This is a genomic window from Micromonospora sp. NPDC049257, from assembly GCF_040678915.1.
Taxonomy (GTDB): domain Bacteria; phylum Actinomycetota; class Actinomycetes; order Mycobacteriales; family Micromonosporaceae; genus Micromonospora; species Micromonospora antibiotica.
In genome coordinates, this window is record NZ_JBFAQU010000035.1 from 1 (window position 1) to 23,633 (window position 23,633).

General features: G+C 73.2%; 15 protein-coding genes. 6 read left to right on the forward strand and 9 right to left on the reverse strand.

The annotated features are described in order from the left end of the window. Positions 1 to 30: 30 nt before the first annotated feature. Complete coding sequence (locus tag AB0K25_RS29340) at positions 31 to 8,382, forward strand: type I polyketide synthase (protein WP_363823768.1); 8,352 nt, start codon at positions 31 to 33, stop codon at positions 8,380 to 8,382. 62 nt (positions 8,383 to 8,444) lie between these two features. Further along, positions 8,445 to 10,079, forward strand: coding sequence for a DHA2 family efflux MFS transporter permease subunit (locus AB0K25_RS29345; protein ID WP_219469041.1), 1,635 nt, complete (start codon positions 8,445 to 8,447; stop codon positions 10,077 to 10,079). 77 nt (positions 10,080 to 10,156) lie between these two features. Here the strand turns inward: AB0K25_RS29345 and purU are convergent, their stop codons facing one another. Both purU and AB0K25_RS29355 read right to left on the reverse strand, forming a co-directional pair. Beyond that, positions 10,157 to 11,008, reverse strand: a complete 852-nt coding sequence (purU, locus tag AB0K25_RS29350) for a formyltetrahydrofolate deformylase (protein ID WP_219469045.1) — start codon at positions 11,006 to 11,008, stop codon at positions 10,157 to 10,159. Between the two features lie 122 nt (positions 11,009 to 11,130). Then, the gene (locus AB0K25_RS29355) at positions 11,131 to 11,619 is read right to left on the reverse strand and encodes a helix-turn-helix domain-containing protein (protein ID WP_208569094.1); all 489 of its coding nucleotides are present in this window, start codon (positions 11,617 to 11,619) and stop codon (positions 11,131 to 11,133) included. Positions 11,620 to 11,707: 88 nt separating this feature from the next. Here AB0K25_RS29355 and AB0K25_RS29360 point away from each other — a divergent pair, with 88 nt between their 5' ends. Then, the gene (locus tag AB0K25_RS29360; protein WP_219469047.1) at positions 11,708 to 12,556 is read left to right on the forward strand and encodes an alpha/beta hydrolase; all 849 of its coding nucleotides are present in this window, start codon (positions 11,708 to 11,710) and stop codon (positions 12,554 to 12,556) included. 144 nt (positions 12,557 to 12,700) lie between these two features. Here AB0K25_RS29360 and AB0K25_RS29365 read toward each other — a convergent pair whose 3' ends face one another. The 5 genes from AB0K25_RS29365 to AB0K25_RS29385 all read right to left on the reverse strand — a co-directional run bounded on the left by AB0K25_RS29365 (position 12,701) and on the right by AB0K25_RS29385 (position 18,540). After that, positions 12,701 to 14,374 (reverse strand): lectin, encoded by a 1,674-nt coding sequence (locus AB0K25_RS29365; protein WP_357538301.1) that lies wholly within the window; start codon positions 14,372 to 14,374, stop codon positions 12,701 to 12,703. 183 nt (positions 14,375 to 14,557) lie between these two features. Next, positions 14,558 to 14,995 carry a hypothetical protein gene (locus AB0K25_RS29370; RefSeq protein ID WP_219469051.1) on the reverse strand — a complete coding sequence of 146 codons (438 nt, stop codon included), beginning with the start codon at positions 14,993 to 14,995 and terminating at the stop codon, positions 14,558 to 14,560. A 96-nt stretch (positions 14,996 to 15,091) separates the two neighbouring features. Continuing rightward, positions 15,092 to 17,350 (reverse strand): catalase, encoded by a 2,259-nt coding sequence (locus AB0K25_RS29375; protein WP_363823771.1) that lies wholly within the window; start codon positions 17,348 to 17,350, stop codon positions 15,092 to 15,094. Positions 17,351 to 17,528: 178 nt separating this feature from the next. Then, positions 17,529 to 17,972: a hypothetical protein gene (locus tag AB0K25_RS29380; protein ID WP_208569099.1), complete on the reverse strand. Its 444-nt coding sequence runs from the start codon at positions 17,970 to 17,972 to the stop codon at positions 17,529 to 17,531. A gap of 79 nt (positions 17,973 to 18,051) precedes the next feature. Next, positions 18,052 to 18,540, reverse strand: coding sequence for a hypothetical protein (locus AB0K25_RS29385; protein WP_307799565.1), 489 nt, complete (start codon positions 18,538 to 18,540; stop codon positions 18,052 to 18,054). 272 nt (positions 18,541 to 18,812) lie between these two features. Here AB0K25_RS29385 and AB0K25_RS29390 point away from each other — a divergent pair, with 272 nt between their 5' ends. From AB0K25_RS29390 to AB0K25_RS29400, 3 genes are all read left to right on the forward strand, one after another. Continuing rightward, entirely contained in the window at positions 18,813 to 20,096 is a 1,284-nt protein-coding gene (locus tag AB0K25_RS29390; protein WP_219469059.1) for a cytochrome P450, read from the forward strand. Between the two features lie 170 nt (positions 20,097 to 20,266). After that, the gene (locus AB0K25_RS29395; RefSeq protein WP_208569101.1) at positions 20,267 to 20,527 is read left to right on the forward strand and encodes an acyl carrier protein; all 261 of its coding nucleotides are present in this window, start codon (positions 20,267 to 20,269) and stop codon (positions 20,525 to 20,527) included. Positions 20,528 to 20,666: 139 nt separating this feature from the next. Then, on the forward strand, positions 20,667 to 21,890 hold the full coding sequence (locus AB0K25_RS29400; RefSeq protein ID WP_363823773.1) for a beta-ketoacyl-[acyl-carrier-protein] synthase family protein: 1,224 nt from the start codon (positions 20,667 to 20,669) through the stop codon (positions 21,888 to 21,890). Between the two features lie 47 nt (positions 21,891 to 21,937). On the opposite strand, the gene AB0K25_RS29405 is transcribed toward AB0K25_RS29400, so the two are convergent. Further along, entirely contained in the window at positions 21,938 to 23,260 is a 1,323-nt protein-coding gene (locus AB0K25_RS29405; protein WP_357538307.1) for a glycosyltransferase, read from the reverse strand. 43 nt (positions 23,261 to 23,303) lie between these two features. After that, positions 23,304 to 23,585, reverse strand: a complete 282-nt coding sequence (locus AB0K25_RS29410; protein WP_307799566.1) for a phosphopantetheine-binding protein — start codon at positions 23,583 to 23,585, stop codon at positions 23,304 to 23,306. Positions 23,586 to 23,633 lie beyond the last annotated feature (48 nt).

Below are 23,633 nucleotides of genomic sequence, written 5' to 3' on the forward strand. Positions count from 1 at the left end.
TTGGGTGTGGTGGGTTCGGGTGGTGTGGTGGTGCCGACGTTGCGTCGGGGTGAGGGTGGTGTGGGTCGGGTGTTGTTGTCGTTGGGTGAGGCGTTCGTTGCGGGGGTGGGGGTTGATTGGCGTGGGGTGGTGGGTGCGGGTCGGTTGGTGGATGTGCCGACGTATGCGTTCCAGGGGGAGCGGTACTGGTTGGAGGCACCCCGCAACACCGGCGACGACACGACCGCCACCGGCCATGCGCTGCTCAGTGCCGCGGTGGAGTTGCCCGGCTCCGGCGGGGTGGTACTGACCGGCAGGGTGTCCCTGACCGACCAGCTGTGGCTGCGTGACCACGCGGTCGGCGACACGGTCGTCCTGCCCGGCACGGCCTTTCTCGACATGGCACTGCGCGCCGGTGACGAGGTCGGCTGTGGCCACGTCGACGAGTTGACCCTGCACCAGCCGCTCGTCCTGACCACCGGTTCCGTGCAACTGCGCGCCGTGGTCGACGCCGCTGACGACGCCGGTCGCCGGCCGGTGTCCATCTTCGCCCGGAGCGGCTCCGGCGAGACGGACTGGACGACGTGCGCCGCCGGTGTCCTCTCCGACAGTGACGACCGGGCACCGGCCGAGGGCCTGGCCGACACCTGGCCGCCGGCCGACGCGGAACCCCTCGACTGCGTCGAGCTCTACTCCGACCTGGCTACCCGGGGCTACCACTACGGCCCGGCCTTCCAGGGCGTACAGGCCGCCTGGCGGCGCGGAAACCAGGTCTTCGCGGAGGTGACGCTCGCCGCCGAGCAGCACGCCGAGGTGACCGCCTTCGCCATCCACCCGGCGCTGCTCGACGCGGCCCTGCACGCCGGCCTGACCGACCCGGAGGCACCCGCCGCACCGGTGGAGCTGCCCTTCGCCTGGTCCGGCGTCGCGCTGCACCGCACGGCGGCGACCACGGCCCGGGTCCAGCTCACCCGGACCGCACCCGGTGTCCTGCACCTGGTCGTCACCGACCCGACCGGCGCGGCGCTGGCCACCGTGGACACGCTCGTGATGCGGCCCATCCCCGGCGGCCTGCGGGGACCCGCCACCGACGGCGGCCTGTACGCCATCACCTGGTCACCCTCCGGTGACCGGGAGCCCGCTGCGGCGGACCCGGCGGATGCACCCGACCGGCAGGTGCTGGACCTGACCGACCGGGGGGTCGGCACCACCACCGACGGCGACGCCGCCGAGGCCGCCCGGTTGCTCGTGCACGAGGTCCACACCGAGGTCACCCACTGGCTGACCGGGGCCGGCACCGACGGGTCCCCGGGCGGGGCCCACCCGTCGAAGCTGGTCGTGGTGACCCGTGGCGGGGTCGCGGTCGGGCCCGACGAGGACGTCGACCCGGCTGCCGCCGCCGTGTGGGGGTTGCTGCGTACCGCCCAGATCGAGCACCCGGACCGGATCGTGCTGATCGACCTGGACGCCGACGAGCGCTCCCGGGCCGCCGTCACCGTCGCCGGGTTCGGCACCGAGCCGCAGCTCGCCATCCGCTGCGGCGTCGAGCACCGGGCCCGGCTCACCCGGCTCGCCCCACCCGGCGACGCCTCGCGGGCCACCGCCGGGACGCGCAACGACGGCACCGTCCTGATCACCGGTGCCTCCGGGGTGCTCGGTGGGGTCTTCGCCCGTCACCTGGCCACCCGGTATCCCACCCAGCGGCTGCTGCTCGTCGCCCGGCGCGGTGCCGCCGCACCCGGGATGGCCGAGTTGACCGCCGCGCTGGGCGACCTCGACGCCCGGGTGGAGGTGGCGGCCTGCGACGTGACCGACCGGACGCAGCTCGCCCGGCTGCTCGACGCGATCCCCGCCGCGTACCCGCTCACCGCCGTGGTGCACGCCGCCGGGGTGCTGGACGACGGACTGCTCACCTCCCTGCGCCCCGAGCAGCTCGACGCCGTCCTGCGGCCGAAGACCGCGGCGTGGCACCTGCACGAGTTGACCCGCGACCTCGACCTGGCCGAGTTCGTGCTCTTCTCGTCGGTGACCGCGACCCTGGGCAACGCCGGTCAGGCCAACTACACGGCGGCGAACGGCTTCCTGGACGGCCTGGCCGCTCACCGACGCGCCCACGGCCTGCCGGCCACCAGCATCGCCTGGGGCCTGTGGGCCACGGCCTCCGGCATGACCGCCCACCTGAGCCGGACCGACCTGAACCGGCTGGGCCGCGACGGGATCGGCGCGTTGGACGAGGCGGCGGGCCTGGCGCTGTTCGAGGCGGTCCGGGCGGGCCACCCGACCGGCCCGGACCCGTTGCCGGCGACCGTGGTCGCCGCCCGGCTGGACGAGGCCGCGCTCCGCGCGAAGGCCACCGCCGGGCTGCTGCCCGCCCTGTTCGGGGACCTGGTCCGGGTCGCCCCACGCCGGGTGCGGGCGACCGCCGGTGTCGACGCCGGTCAGTCCTGGGAGCGGCGGATGGCGGCGCTCCCTGCGGCCCGGCGTCGGGAGGCGGTCACCGAGCTCCTGCGCGGCGCGGTGCTCACCGTCCTCGGACACGACCCGGCCGGGACGATGGAGGCCGACCGCACCTTCAAGGACTTCGGCTTCGACTCGCTCAGCGCGGTCGAGCTGCGCAACCGGATCGGGGCCGCCACCGGGATCACCCTGCCGGTCACCCTGGTCTTCGACCACCCCACCCCGGCCGCGCTCGCCGAACACCTCGACCAGCGGGTCTCCGGCGGCACCGGTCCCGCCCCGACGCCGGTCGCCCCGACGGTCGGGCCGGCCGACGAACCCATCGCGATCGTGGCGATGGGCTGCCGCTACCCGGGTGGTGTCGAGTCCCCGGAACAGCTGTGGCGGCTCGTCGCCGACGGTGTGGACGCGGTGGGCGGGTTCCCCCGCAACCGGGGCTGGGACATGTCCGGTCTGCTCGACTCCGGCTCGGACGGGCCCGGCACCAGCCACGCCGACCAGGGTGGTTTCCTCTACGACGCCGACCGGTTCGACGCCGACTTCTTCGGCATCAACCCCCGCGAGGCCGCCGCGATGGACCCCCAGCAACGGCTGCTGCTCCAGACCGCCTGGGAGACGTTCGAACGGGCCGGCCTGCCGTCGGCCACCCTGCGCGGCAGCCGTACCGGCGTGTTCGTCGGGGTGATGTACGGCGACTACGGGGCCCGGCTCGCCACCGCTCCCGAGTCCTCCGAGGGCTACCTCTACAACGGCAGTGCCGGCAGTGTCGCCTCGGGACGCATCGCGTACACCTTCGGGTTGGAGGGGCCGGCCGTCACCGTCGACACGGCCTGCTCCTCGTCGCTGGTGTCGGTGCACCTGGCGGCGCAGGCCCTGCGTCGGGGCGAGTGCACGATGGCCCTCGCCGGTGGTGTCACCGTGATGGCCACCCCCAAGACGTTCATCGAGTTCAGCAGGCAGGGCGCGCTCTCCACCGACGGCCGGTGCCGGGCCTTCTCGTCGTCGGCGACGGGCACCGGATGGGCCGAGGGGGTCGGTCTGCTGCTGCTCGAACGGCTCTCCGACGCCGAACGCAACGGGCACGAGGTGCTCGCCGTGTTGAGCGGCTCCGCCGTCAACCAGGACGGGGCCAGCAACGGGATGACCGCGCCGAACGGGGCGGCCCAGCGTGCGGTGATCCGGCAGGCGCTCGCCTCGGCCGGGCTCACCGGCGTCGACGTCGACGCGGTGGAGGCCCACGGCACCGGCACCCGGCTCGGCGACCCGATCGAAGCCGAGGCCCTCATCGCGACGTACGGCGTCGGACGCTCCCCGCAGACGCCGCTGTGGCTCGGCTCGCTCAAGTCCAACATCGGCCACGCGCAGGCCGCCGCCGGGGTGGGTGGTGTGATCAAGATGGTGCTCGCGATGCGCCACGGCACCCTCCCGCGCACCCTGCACGTGCAGGAGCCGACGCCGCACGTGGACTGGTCGGCCGGCGCGGTCCGCCTGCTCGACGAGGCCCGGGACTGGGTCGCGGTGGCCGACCGTCCCCGCCGGGCGGGCATCTCGTCGTTCGGCATCAGCGGCACCAACGCCCACGTCATCGTCGAAGCTCCCGCGCCGGCCGGACGCCCCGGCGACGACGTCCCGGACAGCCCGTCCGCCGACGCGGGGAAGGAACCGGCCGGGGTAGCGCCGGGCACGGACGACGGCGGTGCCGGGGCGTCGGCCCTCCCGGTCCTCGTTCCCCTCTCGGCGCGTACCGCCGAGGCACTGCGCGGTCAGGCCCGCCGGTTCGCCGCCGCCCTGGCCGACCTGCCGCCCGGCTCCGACGGGCAGCGGGCGCTGGTCGCGGACACGGCGTACACCCTGGGTCGGCGGGCGGTGTTCGCGCACCGCGCGGTGCTGGTCTGCCGGGACCACGACGGCCTGCTCGCCGGCCTGTCCGCGCTCGCCGACGGCGGCGTGGCCGGCGGCGTCGTCACCGGGCGCGGCACACCCGGCGGGTTGGCCCTGATGTTCACCGGGCAGGGCAGCCAGCGTCCCGGCATGGGCGCCGAGTTGTACGCCACCGAACCCGTCTTCGCAGCGGCCTTCGACGCGGTCTGCGCCCACCTCGACCCCTACCTGGACCGTCCCCTGCGCGCAGTGGTCTTCGCCGCCCCCGACTCGGCCGACGCCGCGCTGCTGGACCGGACCCGCTACACCCAGGCGGCCCTGTTCGCCGTGCAGACGGCGCTCTACCGGCTGGTCGAGCGGGCCGGCATCGTCGCGGACCGGCTGATCGGCCACTCGATCGGTGAGGTCGTCGCCGCGCACGTGGCCGGGGTGCTCACCCTGCCCGACGCGTGCCGGCTGGTGGCGGCCCGCGGCCGGCTGATGGAGTCGGCCCCCGAGGGCGGCGCGATGATCTCGATCCGGGCCGACGAGGCCACCGTGACCGCCCTGCTCGGGCCGGACGCGCACCGGTTGAGCATCGCCGGGATCAACGGCCCGGAGTCGGTGGTCGTCTCCGGCGACGCCGACGCGGCGCAGCGGGTCGCCGAGCGGTGCCGGGCCGACGGCCTCGGCACCCGGCAGCTGCGCGTCAGCCACGCCTTCCACTCCGCACACATGGACGGTGTGCTGGCGGAGTTCGTCCGCCTCGCCGGCGAGTTGACCTTCCACGAACCCGAGATCCCGATCGTCTCCAACGTCACCGGTCGCACGGCCACCACCGAGGAACTGACCTCACCCGACTACTGGGCCCGTCACCTGCGCGGCACGGTCCGGTTCCACGACGGGGTCCGCACCCTGCACGCCGACGGGGTCCGGATCTTCGTCGAGCTGGGACCGGACCCGGTGCTCGCCGCGATGGTGCAGGGCAGCATCGGCGGTGCGGAGCCGGCACCGGTGACCGTGGCCGCGTTGCGGACCACCCAGCCGGAGCAGGACACCTTCGCGGCGGCCGTGGCGACGGTACTGGCCAACGTCGAACACCCCGACCCGGTGGCGGTGCTGGCCGCGCGCAATCCGGCCGGCCGGCTGGTCGCGTTGCCCACCTACCCGTTCCAGGCCACGCGGCACTGGCTCGACGCCCCGGCCCCGGTCGGGGACACCCGCGCCGCCGGCCAGGACACCGCGGGTCACCCCCTGCTCGGTGCCGTGGTCGAGTTGGCCGACGGGGCGGGTGAGCTGCTCACCGGTCGACTCTCGGTGGCCGACCAGCCGTGGCTGGCCGACCACGCGGTCGGCGGGGTGGTCACGCTGCCCGGCGCGGCGATCGCCGACCTGGCCGTCCGGGCTGGCGACCAGGTCGGGTGCGGGCGGGTCGACGAGCTCACCTTCCGGACGCCGATCGTGCTGCCGGCGCAGGAGGCCGTCCGGCTCCAGGTCACCGTCCGGCCGGCCGACGGGTCGGGGCGTCGGGCCTTCACCGTGCACACCCAGCCGCAGGACCGCTCCACGCCGTGGCGGCTCAACGCCGACGGAGTGCTCGGCACCGAGGCGGCCACGCCCGCCGGGTGGCCCGAGGGCGACGCGCCGTGGCCGCCGCACGGGGCGTCGCCGGTGGACCCGGACGCCCTGCACGCCGACCTGGTGGCCGCCGGCCTGGCGGTCGGCCCGGCCTTCGCGGGCGTACGGGCGCTGTGGCGGGCCGGTGACGTCCACTACGCCGAGGTGGCCCTGCCCGACGAGGTGTCGTCCGACGCCGCCGGTTTCGGCCTGCACCCGGCGCTGCTCGATGCGGCACTGCGCGCCGTCGCGTTCGGCGTCCCACCGACCGACCGGCTGCACCTGCCGTTCACCGTCGCCGGTTTCGCCCTGCACGCCGGCGGCGCGACCACCGCCCGGGTACGGCTCGCGCCGGGCTCCGGGGCCGGCACCGTCTCCGTGTCGTTGGTCGACCCCGCCGGTGCGCCGATCGCCGACATCGACGAGTTGGCCCTGCGGCCGTACCAGCCGGACAGCGGGCCGACTGGTGGCCTCTACCGTCTCGACTGGCACCCCGTGGCGCTGCCGGCCGTCGACCCGAGCCCGCACCCCCGGTGGGCGGTGCTCGACGACGGTCGCGTCCTGGCCGACTCGGCGGCGGAGCTGCTCGGCCCGGCCGCCCTCTTCGTCGACATGACGGCCGTCCACGAGGCGGTGACGAACGGGGCCCCGCCGCCGTCGGTGATCGTGGTCGACGCGGTCTCCTCGATCGCCACGAGCCGGGCGATGGCCGCGCTCGCACCGCCGTTGGCCGCCGAACGGGCCGTCGCCGACACGCTGGAGTTGTTGCAGCAGTGGCTGGCCGACGACCTGCTCGCGGACGTCGGTCTGGTGGTGCTCACCGAACTGGCGGTCGCCGCGCGCCCGGGTGAGACGCCCGATCCGGCGATGGCCGCGGTGTGGGCGATGCTCGGTAGCGCGCAGAGCGAGCACCCGGGCCGGATCACGGTGGTCGACGTGGACGGCACGCCGGCCTCGATCACCGCACTGCCGATGGCGCTGGCCGCCCGGGATCCCCGGCTGGCCCTGCGTGACGGCGTCGCCCTCGCTCCCCGGCTCTCCCCGCTTCCCGCCTCGGCCCGGACCGCCGGGGACCGGCCGGACCCGACGGCCACGACGGGTGACCGGCTCGACGCCGACGGCCCCGTGCTGATCACGGGTGCGACCGGCGCGGTGGGGGCCGTGCTCGCCCGGCACCTCGTCGCACAGGGTGTCCGTCGGCTGGTGTTGACCGCCCGGCGCGGCCCGCAGGCGCCCGGCGCGGCGGAACTGCTCGCCGACCTGACCGCCGCCGGTGCCACCGCCACCGTCGTCGCCTGCGACGTCGCCGACCGGGACCGGTTGGCCGAGGTGCTCGACGCGTACCAGCCGGGTGCGGTCTTCCACGCCGCCGGTGTGCTCGACGACGGGGTGCTCACCGGGCTGACCGCGCAACGCTGTGCCGCCGTGCTGCGCCCCAAGGCCCGGGGCGCGTGGAACCTGCACGAACTCACCCGGGGTCGACGCCTCTCGGCTTTCGTGCTGTTCTCGTCGGTGGCCGCCACCGTCGGGACCGCCGGTCAGGCCAACTACGCGGCGGCCAACGGTTTCCTGGAGGCGCTGGCCGGGCAGCGTCGCGCCGAGGGACTTCCCGGCCTGGCCGTCGGCTGGGGGCTGTGGGGCACCGGCGGTATGGCCGGCGAGCTGGGCGCGGCGGACCGGGCCCGGCTGGCCCGCATCGGCATCTCCCCGATGGCCGCGGCCGATGCGCTGGGCCTGCTCGACGAGGCGCTCGCCGGGGTCGACCCGTACCTCCCGCCGGTCGTGGTGGCTGCGGCGTTCGCGCCGGCGGCACTACGCGCGGCGGCCGGGGCCGGTGGGCTGCCGGACGTCCTCACCGCACTGGCTCCCGTGGTGCCCGTGCCGGCCCGCCGGGCGGCGGCCGTGAGCTCCGCCCCCGGGAACGACCCGGGCAGTCTCACCGACAGCCTGGCCGCCCTGTCGACCCAGCAGCGTGGCGAGCGGCTGCTGGACCTGGTCCGCACGGAGATCCGCGGCGTCCTGGGTTACACCGACGCGGAGGTCGTGGACGACGAGCGCAGCCTGCGCGACATGGGTTTCGACTCGCTCACGGCGGTGGAGCTGCGCAACCGGCTGAACACCGTCACGGGACTGCGGCTGCCGACCACGCTCGTCTTCGATTTTCCGACCGCGGTGGCGCTGTCGGAGCAGATCGGCACCCGTCTGGTGCCGGAGACCGGTGAACCCGCCGGAGCGGTGCTGGCCGTGCTGGACCGGCTGGACGCTCTGCTGGCCACCCGCGACATCCCCGACGGGGAGGAGGACGACATCGGTGAGCGACTGAGGAATCTGCTGTGGAACTGGCAGGGCCGGCAGGGCGGCGACGAAGCCGCCGGGGGCGCCGACGAACTCGACACGATCGACGACGACGACCTGTTTCACACATTGGACCGGGAGCTCAGCGGTCCGCATCCGGATCGGCTCCCCTGACCGGCACGCGACCGTGTGGTCGGCACCGGTAACCGCATCATGAGGCATGGAAGGGAAATATCTTGAATAGGCTGCGCGGAAACCCGTGGGCGGTGCTGGCGACACTGTCGATCGGTTTCTTCATGACCCTGTTGGATCTCACGATCGTCAACATCGCCATCCCGGACGTGATGTCCGACCTGGGCGCCTCGTTCAACCAGGTGCTCTGGGTGATCAGCGCGTACTCGCTGGTCCTCGCCGTCCTGTTGATCACGACCGGGCGGCTCGGTGACCTGAAGGGACCACGGCTGCTGTTCCTCACCGGTACGGCGCTCTTCACCCTGGCGAGCGTCTTCTGCGGTGCGGCACAGAACCCCGGCCAGCTCATCGGGGCGCGGGCCGTGCAGGGCATCGGCGCGGCGATGATGGTGCCGCAGACCCTCGCGATGATCATCGGTATCTTCCCGCCGCAGCGGCGGGGCACGGCCATGGGCGTCTGGGGTGCGGTCGCCGGTGTCGCCACCATTTCCGGTCCGACCCTCGGCGGTCTGCTGGTGTCGACCTTCGGCTGGCGGTCGATCTTCTTCGTCAACGTGCCGTTGGGCATCGCCGTGCTGGTGCTGACCCCACTGCTCATCCCCAACATGAAGCCGGACCGCAAGCACCGCTTCGACGTGGTCGGCGTGCTGATCGCCACCGCGGCGCTGTTCTGCGTGGTGTTCGCCCTCAACGAGGGGGAGCGTTACGACTGGAGCGCGAAGATCTGGGCGTTGCTCGCGGTCGGGGTGGTGTTGATCGGCGTCTTCATCGCCCACCAGCGCACCAAGCAGGACGACGAACCGCTGGTGCCGTTCGCGTTGTTCCGGGACCGCAACTACACGATCATGAGCATCAACGCGGCCGTCGTCTCGATGGCGATGCTCGGACTGGTCCTGCCGATGAACCTCTACCTCCAGCAGGTCCTGGGGATGGACGCGTTGCACGCCGGCCTGACGCTGGCACCCTCGCCGCTGGTCGCGATCATCGTGTCCCCGTTCGCGGGTCGGCTGTCGGACCGTATCGGCGGCAAGTTCGTCCTGCTCTTCGGTCTGACCATGTACGCCATCGGCATGGTCATCCTGGTCAGCCTGGCCCAGTTGGACAGCAAGTGGTACACCTTCCTGCCCGGTCTGCTCGTCGCCGGCGCCGGCACCGGGTCGTTGCTGGCGCCGATGGCGACCGAGGCGATGCGCGGGGTCAACCCGCGGCTGGCCGGAGCGGCGTCCGGGCTGAACAACACGGTGCGGCAGCTCGGTTCGGTGCTCGGTCTGGCGATCGTCGGCGCGCTGATCCAGAGCCGGCTCGCCACCACGGTCCGGGAGGAGGCGACCGCGCAGGCCGGGCAGTTGCCGGCGGACGTGCGTGACCGGTTCGTCGACGCCGGGGTGCAGGCCGGGGCCGGTGGTCCCGGTGGCATCTTCGGTCACCTGCCGGGCGACCTGCCGGACCAGCTCCGGGCCCAGATCGCGACGGTCTTCACCAACGTGTACGACCATGCCTTCCTGTCCATGTTGAAGACCAACTTCCTCTTCCCGATCGCCATCGTCGTGGTCGCGGCGGTGCTCACCACGTTCGTCCGGCGGCGGCCCCCGGCCCCGACCCCGCCGGGCACCGCGGTGCCCGCACCGGCGCCGGCCGCTGCGGCTGCGGTGGCCCCGACCGAGGCAAGCCGGACGTAGCACGGCTGACACCCGAGACGACGTGTCCCTGGTCCGCAGTCGCGGCCGGGGACACGTCGTTTCGGGTCGGGCGGGGTTCAGAAGACCAGCACCCGGTTGTCGTACTGGAGCAGCCGGTCGGCGCAGTGCCACTCGACGGCTCTGGCCAGGACGGTCCGTTCCACGTCCGCGCCGAGCCGGACCAGGGTGGCGGTGGTGTCCCGGTGCGAGGTGCGGATCACGTCCTGCTCGATGATCGGCCCTTCGTCCAGCGCGGCGGTGACGTAGTGCGCGGTGGCGCCGATGAGCTTCACGCCGCGCTGCCGGGCCCGCTCGTACGGGCCGGCGCCGGGGAACGCTGGTAGGAACGAGTGGTGGATGTTGATCACGGGGACGCCGACCTTCTCCAGGAACCCGCCGCTGAGGATCTGCATGTAGCGGGCCAGCACGATCAGGTCGCACTGCCCGGCCAGCAGGTCGGCGAGGGCACCCTCGGCGGCGTCCCGGGCGCCGGGCCGGACCGGGACCTCGTGGAAGGGCACGCCGAATCCGGTGACGGTGTCGCGCAGGACGGGGTGGTTCGAGGCGACCAGGGTGACGTCCGCGGCCAGCTCTCCGCGCCGCCACCGCCAGAGCAGGTCGACCAGGCAGTGGTCGGCCCGCGAGGCCAGGATCGCGATCCGTTTGACCTGTCGGGCGTCGCTGAACCGCCACCGCATGCCGAACGGCTCGGCGATGGCGGTGGCGAACTGGTCGCTCAGGCCCGCCCGTCGCTCGGGTGCGATGGTGAACTCGGTACGCAGGTAGAACTGACCGCCGCTGGGTTCGCTGGTGTACTGGTCCAGCTCCACGATGCTGGCTCCCCGCAGGTGCAGGAACCTGGCCACGGCGGCGATGATCCCCGGCTGGTCGGGGCTGGACACGATGAGACGAAGGGTGTCGACCGACATCTGCTCTCCTCGACGATCTCGGGGTGCCCGGGAAGGTGACACCCCGACGCCGAGCCTGCCCTGCGGACCTAACGCGGATCCTGCGTCGTGCCGTCGTGCCGTCGTTCACCCGTCCGTCGGGCTCATCCGTCGCTCGCCTCGGTGCCACCGCGGAGCCGCAGGAGCGCCTGCGGGGTGAGGCTGCGGGCGAGGGTCTCCAGGGCGGCGGTGATCTCGGCGATCCGCTGCGGGTCGTCGGTGCCGAGTGCCGTGGCCAGCGCGCCGTCGATCGAGGCGGCCCTGATCTGGACGACCCGGTCGGAGACCTGCTGTGCGGTGTGCAGCAGCAGCCGTCGCCGGTCGTGGGGGTCGGCCACCGCGTCGATGGCACCGGCCTTGCGCAGGCGTGCGGCGCAGACCGACACCTTGCTCTGCGGGAAGCCCGTCCGCTCGGCGATCTCGCTGACCGAGGTGCCCGGATGGGCCCGGATGTCGCTTGCCACGATGAGCACCGAGCGGTGCAGCGCCGGGTGGGGGTCTACCCCCTCGGTGGGGATCGCCTCTTCGCCGATCTTCATGAGGGTGCGCCCCAGGAGGAACAACTCGATGCCGTTCACCCGTTCAGAGTACATCAGAAACGATCCATCATTCGAGATGCATCTGATACGATGCTTTTATCGGCGCGGGGCCCGCCCGTCCGTCAAGCGCATGGAGATGCACATGTCCGCAACCGACACCCTCCGGACCGGTACGCTCGCCGTCGCCGGCGCCCGCCTCTACCACGAGGTCCGGGGCAGCGGCCCGGTCCTGCTGATCGGCCAGAGCGGTGAGGGTGACGCCCGCCGGACCGCCGACCTGGTCGCACAGCTCGCCGACGCGTACACCGTGGTGACCTACGACCGGCGCGGGCTGTCCCGCAGCGCGCTCACCGACCCCGACCGGCCGGTGACCCTGGCCGACCACGCGGACGACGCCGCCCGCCTGCTGGCCGCCCTCACCGACGAGCCGGCCGCGATGCTCGGGTGCAGCCTCGGTGCCTCGATCGGGCTCCGCCTGGCCGTCCACCATCCCGGCCGGCTGCACACGCTGGTCGCCCACGAACCGGTCTCGCCCCGGCTGCTGCCCACCGGCGAGCGGACCCGCCACGAACGCGAACTGCTCGACGTCCAACGCCTCTACGCCGCCCGTGGACTGACCGAGGCCATGCGCGAGATCGCCCGGGTGCTCGGCATCGACCCGACCTGCCAGCAGGCCGAGCCCGACCTCACCCCGCAACCGTTCACGCCGCGCCGGGTCGCCAACTTCGACACGTTCATCCGCCGGGACTTCACCGCGATCGTCGGCGACGACCTGCGCCCGGCCGACCTGCCCGGCTGCGGCACCCGGATCGTCCCGGCCGTCGGTGCCCGCACCGCACCGGAGGTCTTCGACCGCCGGTGCGCCGACCGGCTGGCCGAGCTGCTCGGGACCGCACCGGTGGTCTTCCCCGGCGGCCACAACGGCAACACCACCCACCCCCGGGGGTACGCGGCCACGCTGCGCCGGGTCCTCACCGCCGCGCAGCGCTGACCGGCGGAGCCGACCACCCACCGTGCGGCGTGGCACCGGGGCGCCGACCACCCGCCGTGCGGCGTGGCACCGGGGCGCCGACCACCCGCGGTGCGGTCCCGCGTGCCGGTGGCGCATCGGCGGCCGGTGCCGGGGTGGGACGGTTCAGCCGCGACTCCACCGCTGGCTGGTCGCGCCGTTGCAGTCCCAGATCTGGGTACGGGTGCCGTTGGCCGTGCCGTTGCCCACCAGGTCCAGGCACCGGCCCGAGCCGACCGCCGTGACGGTGCCGTCGGCGTTGAAACGCCACTTCTGGTTCGACTGGCCGTTGCAGTCCCAGATGATCACCGAGGTGCCGTTGGCGGTGCCGGCGTTGTTGACGTCCAGGCACTTGGTGCCGTAGACCCGCAGCTCCTGGCTGCCGGTCGAGGTCCACGACTGGTTGGTCTGGCCGTGGCAGTCCCAGACGATGGCGGTCGCGCCGTTGGTCTGCGTCGCGCCGTTGACGTCGAGGCACCGGCCGGCGGAGACGCTGCGTACGGCCGACGTCGTGCCCGGCGGGGGCGTCGTCGGTGGGGGAGTGGTCGGCGGCGGGGTGGTCGGGGGTGGCGTCGTGGGCGGCGGGGTGGTGGGCGGGGGCGTGCCGCCGCCGGTGACCAGGAACATCGCCGCGCCGTGCGCCGGCACCGAGGCGCTGATCGTGCCGGTCGACGTCGAGCTGCTGTGCGCCCACAGGTCCCGCACCGCGTAGGACGACGCGCTGCCGAGGCCGAGCGCGCTGGCCGTGGTGGTGACCGTGGCCGTGCCGCCGCCCCGGTTGAGCAGCACCGTGGCCACCCCGCCGGAGGACATCGGCTTGCGCCAGACCTCCAGGTCACCGCTGTCACTGATCTTGTAGCCCTGCCGGCCGCCCCAGTCCTGGTTGACCGCGATGACGTCGGTGTTGGTCAGGATGGTCCGGGTGGCCGCCGACATGGTGCGCAGGTCGTTGCCGGCCAGCAGTGGGGCGTTCAGCAGTGCCCACAGGCTGAAGTGGGCCCGCGACTCGGTCTCGGTGGGGCCGTTGCCGACCTCCAGCATGTCCGGGTCGTTCCACGCGCCGGGACGGGCGTACGAGTCCTTGCCGACCTGCTGGTCGAGGATGCCCATGATGGAGTTCCAGTTGCCGCCGATGTCGCCGGTGTTGCGCCAGGAGTTGCCCACCGACGCGCCCCAGGTCCAGACGCTGTCCTGGCCCCAGTTGCACAGGCTGTAGAGGATCTGCCGGCCGGTCGCCGCCAGCGCGTCCCGCATCGCCGTGTAGCGCTGCTGTCCGCTGCGACCGAGGTGGTCGCCGCAGTTGTCGTACTTGAGGTAGTCGACGCCCCAGGACGCCCAGAGGTTGGCGTCGCGCTGCTCGTAGTTGATGCTCGCCGGGTAGCCGGCGCAGGTGGTGGTCCCGGCCGAGGAGTAGATGCCCAGCTTGAGGCCCTTGCCGTGGACGTAGTCGGCGAGCGCCTTCATGCCGCTGGGGAACTTCGCCGGGTCGGCGACCAGGTCGCCGCTGGCGTTGCGCTGTCTGGTCGACCAGCAGTCGTCGATGTTGACGTACTCGTAGCCGGCCGCCGCCATGCCGCTTGTCACCAGCGTGTCGGCGGTCTGCCGGATGAGCGTCTCGTTGACGTTGCAGCCGAACGAGTTCCAGTCGTTCCAGCCCATCTGCGGGGTGCGGGCCAGGCCGTTCTCCAGCGCCTGCGCGGGCGGGGCGCTGCCGAGCACCGCCGCGCCGGTGACCACCGCCGTGCCCAGGGTCGCCGCCAGCAGTACGGGGGACAGCAGGGCGACTCGTCGTCTGAACATGCGCACGCTCCTTGCCGGGGTGCAGGCCACGATTCGTAATACATCGACGTTCGCCAACGTAATTCGTCTGACATCTGACGTCAATACGCGCCCATCGGCCGTACCCGGGGCCGGCCTGCGCCGCCCTCGCCCGGGCCGCACCGCCCGCCGTCCGCCGTCCGCCGTTCGCCGTCCGGGGGTCGGTCACCGGACGTCCGGGCTGCACACCTTCCAGTCGCCGTCCTGCCGCTCGACGTTCAGCCCCACCGTCCGGGGTGCCTGGTCCGAATAGGTGACCTCGGCGGTCACCCACCGCAGGGTCGGTCCCTCGCTCAGGCGCTTGACCGTCACGTCGGTGATCCGGAACCCGGTCACCCCGTACCCGGCCGCAGGACGGTCCAGCCAGTCCGCCCGCGACTCGCGGCGTCGGTCGGCCGCACACAACATGTCGTACGCGCCGTTGTCGTCATGCCTGACCACTGCGGACAGGTAGGCGTCGGCGGCGGCGCGGATGCCGGGCTCCTCCCTCGCGTCCTTGTGGGACAGGTAGAAGCCGGCGGCCGGTGTGCCACAGCAGAGCAGCACGCCGACGCCGACGATAGCGATGACGAAACCCCGGTCGGAGAGGTCCTTCTCGGCCACCGCACCGACGGTACGGGCCGGCGGCAAGGTGCCCACCGGCCCGGCCGCGACGGGTGTCCACCGTGCACCACGGCGGACACCCGTCGACAGCCCCCGTCAGGAGACCGAGGCGGGGAACCGGTCCCACACCCGGTGCGCGGCCAGCAGGGGCTGCGCGTCGGCGAGCACGCCGCTCGGCGAATCACCGGCCACCACGCCCGCCGCGCCGGCCACCCCGGCCAGCTCCAGCACCCGCACGCCGTCACCCCACGCGCCGATCACCTTGGCGTGCCGCCAGCACTCCTGCACCAGCAGCAGCACCCGGGGGTCGACCACGGTGGCGTCCGCCGCGCCCGCCTTGGCGTCCCGGGCCGGCAGCGCGTCGGGGGCCGGCGCGGGGGCCCCGGCCAGCAGCAGCGCGTCCAGCTCGACCGAGCGGCCGGTGGCGAAGGTCCGCTGCACCGTCAGGCCGCCCACCGTGCCGCCGTGCGCGGCGATCACCAGCGGCACCATGCCGGCGGCGGACACCTCCCGGCGTACCTGCTCGACGTCGTCGGTGTCGGCGTCCGCGTCGACCACGATGCCGACCGTCCGGCCGTCGGCCGGCCAGACGCGGCCGAGCTGGGACAGCGCCGGGCTGGGCGTGACGTCGGCCAGCGGCACGGTCGGCTCCGGTGCCGGCAGGCCCAGGCCGGTGGCCACCTGCGCGCAGAGCACCGGGTCGATGTTGGCCAGGCACTGCAACTGCCGTTCCCGGATCGCCTGGTGGTAGCACTTGCCCAACTCGAAGGTGTAGGCCCGGACGATGTGCTCCCGCTCCACCGGCGACATGCTCAGCCAGAACAGCCGGGCCTGGCTGAAGTGGTCGTCGAAGGAGGCCGGGTTGGCCCGGACCTTCGGGGCCTCGGCCACGGTGACCGGCACGTCGACGAACGCGTTCTCGGCGTCCCCGGCCGGGAACGGGTTGCCCCCGTCGAGCGAGTTCGGCCGGTACGGCGCGACCCCGGCGTGCACGGCCTGCTGGTGGAACCCGTCGCGGAGCATGTCGTTGACCGGCGCGTGCGGCCGGTTGATCGGGAGCTGCGAGAAGTTCGGCCCGCCCAGCCGGGTGAGCTGGGTGTCGACGTACGAGAAGAGCCGCCCCTGCAACAGCGGGTCGTTGGTGACGTCGATGCCCGGCACCAGGTGGCCGAGGTGGAAGGCGACCTGCTCGGTCTCGGCGAAGAAGTTCGTCGGCGTCCGGTTGAGCACCAGCTTCCCGACCGGCTGCACCGGTGCCAGCTCCTCCGGCACGATCTTGGTGGGGTCGAGCAGGTCGATGCCGGCGAAGGTCTCCTCCGGGGTGTCCGGGAAGACCTGGAGGCCGAGTTCCCACTCCGGGTACGCGCCGGCCTCGATGGCGTCGTAGAGGTCACGCCGGTGGAAGTCGGGGTCCATGCCGCTGAGCAGCTGTGCCTCCTCCCAGTCCAGCGAGTGCACGCCCAGCTTCGGCTTCCAGTGGAACTTCGCCAGCACCGTCGCCCCGGCGGCGTCGACCAGCCGGAAGGTGTGCACCCCGAAGCCCTCCATGGTCCGGTACGAGCGCGGGATGCCCCGGTCGGACATGTTCCACAGGGTGTGGTGCTGCGCCTCGGTGTGCAGCGAGACGAAGTCCCAGAAGGTGTCGTGGGCGCTCTGCGCCTGCGGGATCTCCCGGTCCGGGTGCGGCTTGCCGGCGTGGATGATGTCGGGGAACTTGATCGCGTCCTGGATGAAGAAGACCGGCATGTTGTTGCCGACCAGGTCGAAGGTGCCCTCGTCGGTGTAGAACTTGGTGGCGAATCCCCGGGTGTCCCGGACGGTGTCGGCCGAGCCCCGGGACCCCAGGACGGTGGAGAACCGGACGAACACCGGCGTTTCCTTACCCTTGTGCAGGAAGCCGGCCCGGGTGACCTCTTCGGCGCCGTACCCGGTGAAGACGCCGTGCGCGCCCGCGCCCCGGGCGTGCACCACCCGCTCCGGGATGCGTTCGTGGTCGAAATGGGTGATCTTCTCGCGGAGGTGGTGGTCCTGGAGCAGCGTCGGCCCGCGCGGACCGGCCTTGAGTGAGTGGTCGGTGTCGCGCAGCCGGGCCCCCTGCGCGGTGGTGAGGAACTCGCCCTGCTGGCCGTTGGCGACGGCCGGTGCGCCGGTGGCCGCGCCGGTCGGGGTACGGGTCTGCGGTGCGCCCTGTTCCTTCTTGGGTGGCAGCGGACCGTGCGGGGTGGTGGGCTCCTCGACGGTCGGCGGGGCGCTGCCCGGTGCGCCGGGCACCTCGGGGGTGATCAGGTGGGACACCTTCTCGGCTGCGGCGTCCACCACGTCCTTGACGACTTCGGTCGGCTTGCGGGATTCCATCTGGGTGGCACCTCTTTGTGCGGAGCGGGGAACGGGTCTTCTTCCCCTACCCGGGCATCCCACCGCAAAACACACAGGGCCGTCCGGTACGCCGCCGCCCGCCGCCCGCCCGCCGCCCGCCGCCCGCCCGCCGCCCGCCGCCCGCCGGTGGCCCGGGCACCGCGCTGCCGCCGTGGGGTCAGCGCAACGCGCGGAGGGTGACGGCGGTGACCGCGCCGTACGCCAGGTGCGGGACCAGGTCGGCTACCCAGTCGGTGGCCGACCAGGTCCGCGGGTCGGTGACCCGCAACAGGGTCAGCGGGCCGTTGGAACCGATCATCGCCAGGCCGGTCAGCGCGAGGGTGGACACGCCCAGCGGCAACCGGCGACCACCGGCCGCCACGTAGCCGACGGCGGCGGCCACCGAGGTGACGTAGCCGAGCAACGGCCCGAGCCCGGACCGCCGGTTGGTGGCGGTCCGGGCGTCACCGAGGTCGACGTGGGCCAGTTCGGCCAACCGGCCGGCGCTGTCCTCGGCGGTGCTGCTGGCCGGCCGGGCCCGGACCACCATGTCGAGGTAGGTGACGGCGTTGAGGGCGGACGCGCCGGCCGCACCGGCGATCAGGGCTCTGCTGGTCGGCATCATCCCTGCCGCGTACCCGCCTGAGCGGCGGTGACACCCCGGAGCACCGCCCGCCAGCCGGGACACCGGCCGCTGCCGGTCAGGAGACCGCTGCCGTCACCAGTTCCCGGACCCGCTTCTCCACGGTAGGGCTCCAGGTACGCAACGCGTACGACACCGGCCAGAGGTCACCGTCGTCGAGGTGCGCCGCCTCCTGGAAGCCCAGGGTCGAGTACCGGTAGTTGAACTTGCCGGCGTCCTGGAAGAAGACGACGATCTTGCCGTCCTCGTTCGCGTACGCGGGCATCCCGTACCAGGTCTTCGGGGACAGCTGCGGAGCCGCCGTGACCACCGTCAGGTGCACCCGCTCGGCCAGCGCCCGGTCCGCCGGGGCCATCTGGGCGATCCGGTCCAGCACCGCCTGCATCCCGTCGGCCTTCTTGGCGCCCTTCTTCCCCTCGGCACGCAACTCGGCGGCGCGTTCCTGCATCGCGGCACGCTCCTCGGCGCTGAACCCGCCGGCATCGGCCCCGGCGGCCTCTCCGGCGGTGCCGCCGCCGGACGCGGCGGTCGAACTCTTCGTGGACACGCTGTCTCCCTCACTGGGTGGACGAGGCGCGGCGTCCTGCCGGCCACCTGGGAAAAGGCTATGGTCCGGTGCCGCCGCCCGCTTCTCGATTCCTGACCAACGGCAGGCGGCCGGATGATCCCACCGTGGGGCAGGACCGGGCTGCGCCGGTCCACCCGGGTTGGCGGCCGGCCGGCGGACCCGTCGTCGGGGGTGCCGGTCGTGGACACGTCGCCGTCGATGCGTCTATGGTCACCGCATCCTCCGCCCGTGCCCGTCGTCCGAGGAGCGCCATGGGTTTCCCGGTATCCCTCGACGACCTGCTCGGCGACGAGGTACGCCGCGACCCGTACCCGTACTACGCCCGGCTGCACGAGCTGGGGGAGGCCGTCGCGCTCGCCCCGACGGCCCCGTACGCCGCGGTGGTCCACGGGTACGACGCCGCCCACCGGGTCCTGCGTGATCCGGTGTTCCGGGTGCTCGACGCGGACCACCTGGACCGGGCCGGCCTGCGCTGGCGGGACCACGCGGTGATCCGGACCCTGCAGGCCAGCATGTTCAACGCCCCGCCCGACGACCACGCCCGGATACGCCAGTTGTTCGGCCAGGCGCTGACCGCCCGCCGGGTCACCGCGTTGGAACCGGCGATCCTGCGCATCGCCGACCGGCTGCTCGACGGGCTCGCCCGGGAGGGCGCGGACGGCCGACCGGTGGACTTCATGGCCGCGTTCGCGTTGCCCCTGCCCAGTGCCGTCGTCGGCGAGCTGCTGGGGGTGCCCGAGCGGGACCGGGGGTGGTTCCCGGCGCGGGTGCGGGCGTTCGACGCGGTGCTGGAGATCGGACCGCGTTCGTTCCGGGAGATCCGGGCCGCCAACGTCGCCGCCGACGAACTGACCGCCTACTTTACCGACCTGCTGGCCGTACGCCGGGCGGAGCCCCGCGACGACCTCGTCTCGGCGCTGGCGGCGATCCGGGACGGACGCCCCGACCAGCTGTCGGAGGCCGAGCTGCTGGCCAACCTGATCGTCATGTACAACGCGGGGTTCCGGACCACGGCCAACCTCTTCGGCACCGGGCTGACCCTGCTGTTGGCGCGGCCGGCGGCGTTGGCCGCGTTGCGCGCCGACCACAGCCTCGCCCCGGCCTACGTGGAGGAGATCCTGCGGTACGAGCCACCGGTGCACTTCGCCGTGCGCTACGCCGCCGAGGACACCGACATCGCCGGAGTCGCCGTCCCCCGTGGACGGTCGGTGCTGGTGCTGACCGGTGCGGCCAACCGCGACCCCCGACGGTTCCCCGACCCGGACTCCTTCGACCCGTCCCGTCCGGACAACCGGCACCTGGCCTTCAGCGCCGGGCCGCACTACTGCGTCGGCGCGGCGCTCGGCCGGGCGGAGGGGCGGCTCGTCCTGCCCCGGCTGCTGGACCGGTTCCCGGCGCTGGCGCTCGCGGCGGAGCCCGGCGAACGGCGGCAACTCATGCTGCGGGGTCACGACCGGCTCCCGGTGCGGCTCGTCGCTGCGGACACCGATCGGTCCGCCGGCACCGTCCGGGTGGACCTTGCGAATCGGTCTTGATTGAGTAAGGTCGATTCACACGGAGCGGCTGCTCCGGTGACCAGAACGGCGACGGTCACGCCGACGTCGTACCCGGTCTCCGGCCGCGTCCCCGGCCACCTGTCACGCCTCCCGCGCCCCACCGGCTGCCGGGCCCGCCGACGCCGACCTCCGGAAAGGAAACAACGGCCATGACCGACGAGATCCGCGCGTTCCTCTTCGCCGCGCTGACCGAGATGAAATACGACATCGAGGGCGCCGACGACGACACGGTGTTCGGTCCGGCCGGCCTCGACGTGGACTCGCTCGGCCTCGCCGAGCTGGCCGTCCGGGTGGAGGACCGGTTCGGGGTGGCGTTCGACGACGACGAGGCCGAGGCCCTGGCGATGATGACGGTCGGCGAGTTCTGCGGCGCGGTGTCCCGGCGCATCCAGCCCGCCTCGGCGCACTGACCGTGCCCGCCGCGCCACCCGCCCGGACGCCCGTCGACCGGTCGGCTGACCGGGCCCGGTGCGGTCGGGCCCACGGTTGTCGTCGGTGCGGCCGGGGTGTCGCCGGGACCGGGCGGGAGGGACGCGCGTGCGTGCGGGTGTGACGGTTACCGGGATCGGGCTGGTGAGCCCCGTCGGCAGCACCGCCGCCGAGGTGTTCGACGCGGTCTGCGAGGGCCGCTCCGGCCTACGCCGACCACCCGAGGGGCACCCGGTCGATGGGGTCGTCGACGTCGCGGCGTTCAGCCCGGACATCGACCCGGCCAGTGTGCTGCCCGGCCCCGAGTCCCGGGTGGTGGACCGCTCGATCGTGATGGTCCTGCGGGCCGCCGAGGACGCGTTGGCCGACGCCGGTGTCGAGGTGGGCCGGGACGTCGACCCGTACCGCGTCGCCGTCATCGTCTCCGGCGTCGGCGGCCTGTCGACCCTGGCGAGCCAGGTGCTCGCGCGGGCCGAGCGGGGCCGGTTCGGGGTCAGCCCGTACCTGCTGCCCGGGACGCTGCCGAACATGGGCGCGGCACGGATCGCCATCCGGTTCGGCATCCGGGGCTACACCTCGTCGATCGGCACGGCGTGCGCGTCAGGTGCCCAGTCCCTCGGCGAGGCGCTGCGGATCCTGCGCGCCGACGAGGCCGACATGGTGGTCTGCGGGTCCAGCGAGGCGCCGCTCTTCCCGGCCTTCGTCGACGCGTTCGGCAACGCCCGCGCGCTCGCCCACGGCTGGTCCGACCCGACGGCCGCGAGCCGTCCGTTCGACCGTCGCCGCAACGGTCTCGTCCTCGGCGAGGGGGCCGGGGTGTTCGTCCTGGAACGCACCGCGCACGCCGTGGCGCGCGGCGTCCCCCGGTACGCCGACCTGCTCGGGTGGGGGGCGAACAACGACGCCTACCATCCCACCACCCCGCGCCCCGACGGGTCCGGGGCCGCGCACTGCATGCGGGCGGCGCTGCGCGACGCCGGTCTGCACGCCGACGAGATCGGCTACCTCAACGCCCACGGCACCAGCACCAAGGCCGGTGACGCGGCCGAGATCGCCGCCCTGCGTGACGTCTACGGCACGGCCACCCCGCCGGTGAGTTCCACCAAGGGCGTCACCGGGCACCTGCTCGGCGTCTCCGGGGTGGTCGAGGCGGCCATCGGCATTGAGGCGCTGCGCCGCGGTCTGCTGCCGCCGACGCACAACCTCGACGACCCGGACCCGGCCGACGAGGTCGACCACATCCGCAAGCAGCCCCGGGCCGTCCCGGTGACTACCGTGATGTCCAACTCGTTCGGCTTCGGCGGCCACAACGTCAGCCTGGTGTTCGGCCCCGCCGGGGGCTGACCGGCCGGGGCCGCCCCAGCGGGCACCGGCCGGCCGCACCGGGCGGTTCAGCGGATCGTGAGCACCGTCGCGGTGTCGTGTACGCCGACCGTGACGTCGAAGTGCTGGTGCAGCATGTCGGTCAGGTAGTCGAGGTCCGCCACGAGGGGCACCGGCAGCATCGCCCGCTGGTCCGGGACGGCGTGGGTGGCGACCAGCTCGATCCGGTCGGCCTTGAGTAGCCCCCGGGTCAGGAAGGCCGGCAGATCCTCGGGGAGGAGACAGCGCCACAGGTCGACGTTGACGATCAGATCGAGCGCACCGGCCTTGAACTGCTGGAGCACGGTGCCGAGCAGGTGCGCGTTGGTCGGGCCGGGCGGCGCGTCGTGGTCGAAGGTCTGCGAGTCGGGGCCCAGCTCCAGGGTGGACACCCCATTGCCGATGACCAGGGCCGCGCCGGTGGCCAGCTCCGCGCGCAGCGCGGCGGGCAGCACCGCCGGCCGCCCCAACCCCGCCCGCCGGTACGCGTCGATGGCCTGGCCGTAGAGCCGGATCCGGCCCAGGTGCCGCCCGAACGTGTTGATCGAATACAGCACCTCGACGTCGTAGCGCAGGTGCTTGCGCAGCAGGTACTTCATGTTGTCCATCGAGGCGAGCCCGTTGGACGTCTTGCGGAAGTGCGGCAGATGGTAGGACGTCGCCTCGACGTCCAGTTCGAACAGGTCGGGCCGGGCCCCGTGCAGGTGGAAGATCCGGTAGAAGAACTCCAGATCCTCGAACCCCCACTTGACGATCGTCTCGTCGAAGCCGCCCACCCGCAGGAACGACTCCCGGTCCACCGACGCGTTGTGGGTCAGCCCGAGCACCCAGGGCGCGCTGGGGAAGTCGTGGATCCGTTGCGGGTGGGAGATGTCCTCCAGCCGGGGGTCGCCGCGCTCGGCGTCGAGCAGCTCCGCCCCGATCGGCTCACCCCGGCGCAGCGCGTCCGCACCGGCCCAGTCGAGGTCGTACCGCTGACCCAGCAGCACCCCGGGCCGGCCGTCGAGGGCGTCGTGGTGGGCCCGGTGCCGGGCCAGCAGGGTCGGGTGGGCCACCGTGTCGGCGTCCAGGAACAGCAGGGTGTCGGCGTGGGCGCGGGCCGCCGCCGCGTTGCGGTTGGCACTGCGGCCCCGGTTGGCTTCGCTGCGTACGCAGTCGATCCGCAGCCGGTCGGCATAGCTCCCCACGAGAGCGGTGAGCGGTTCGGCCGAACCGTCGTCACCGACGATGACCTCGAATTCCTGTGGCGGCAGGGTCTGCCGGGTCAGGGACGTCAGCGTCGTGTCGAGCGCCGTGCCGTTGTTGTGGGCGGGGATCACCACGCTCAGCCGGGGCTGGTCCATGGTCGGCATGTGACTCCTTCGCGAAACGCCGGCCAGGCCCCGTCGCGGGCCGTCAGCGGGGGGTGCAGTGCGCGGTGATGTAGTCGGCCAGGTCGGCGACCGTGGTCATCTGGTCCTCGTCCAGATCCTCCACGTCGATCTGGATCTCCAGCTCGTCCTCGATCTCGAGCAGCAGCTCCAACGCGAGGGAGGAGCTGAGGCCCAGCTCGTCCATCAGCTGGGTCCGTTCGGTGACCGGGGCCGGCGGCCTGAGCATCCGGGTCAGCAGCGTGGTCATGCTGTCGACGACCTGCGCACGCAGCTGCGGCGCAGTGGCCGTGTCGGACTCTGTCACGGGACCCTACGCTCCACCATGGAGCCATCAGAGCAAACGTGATCGTCG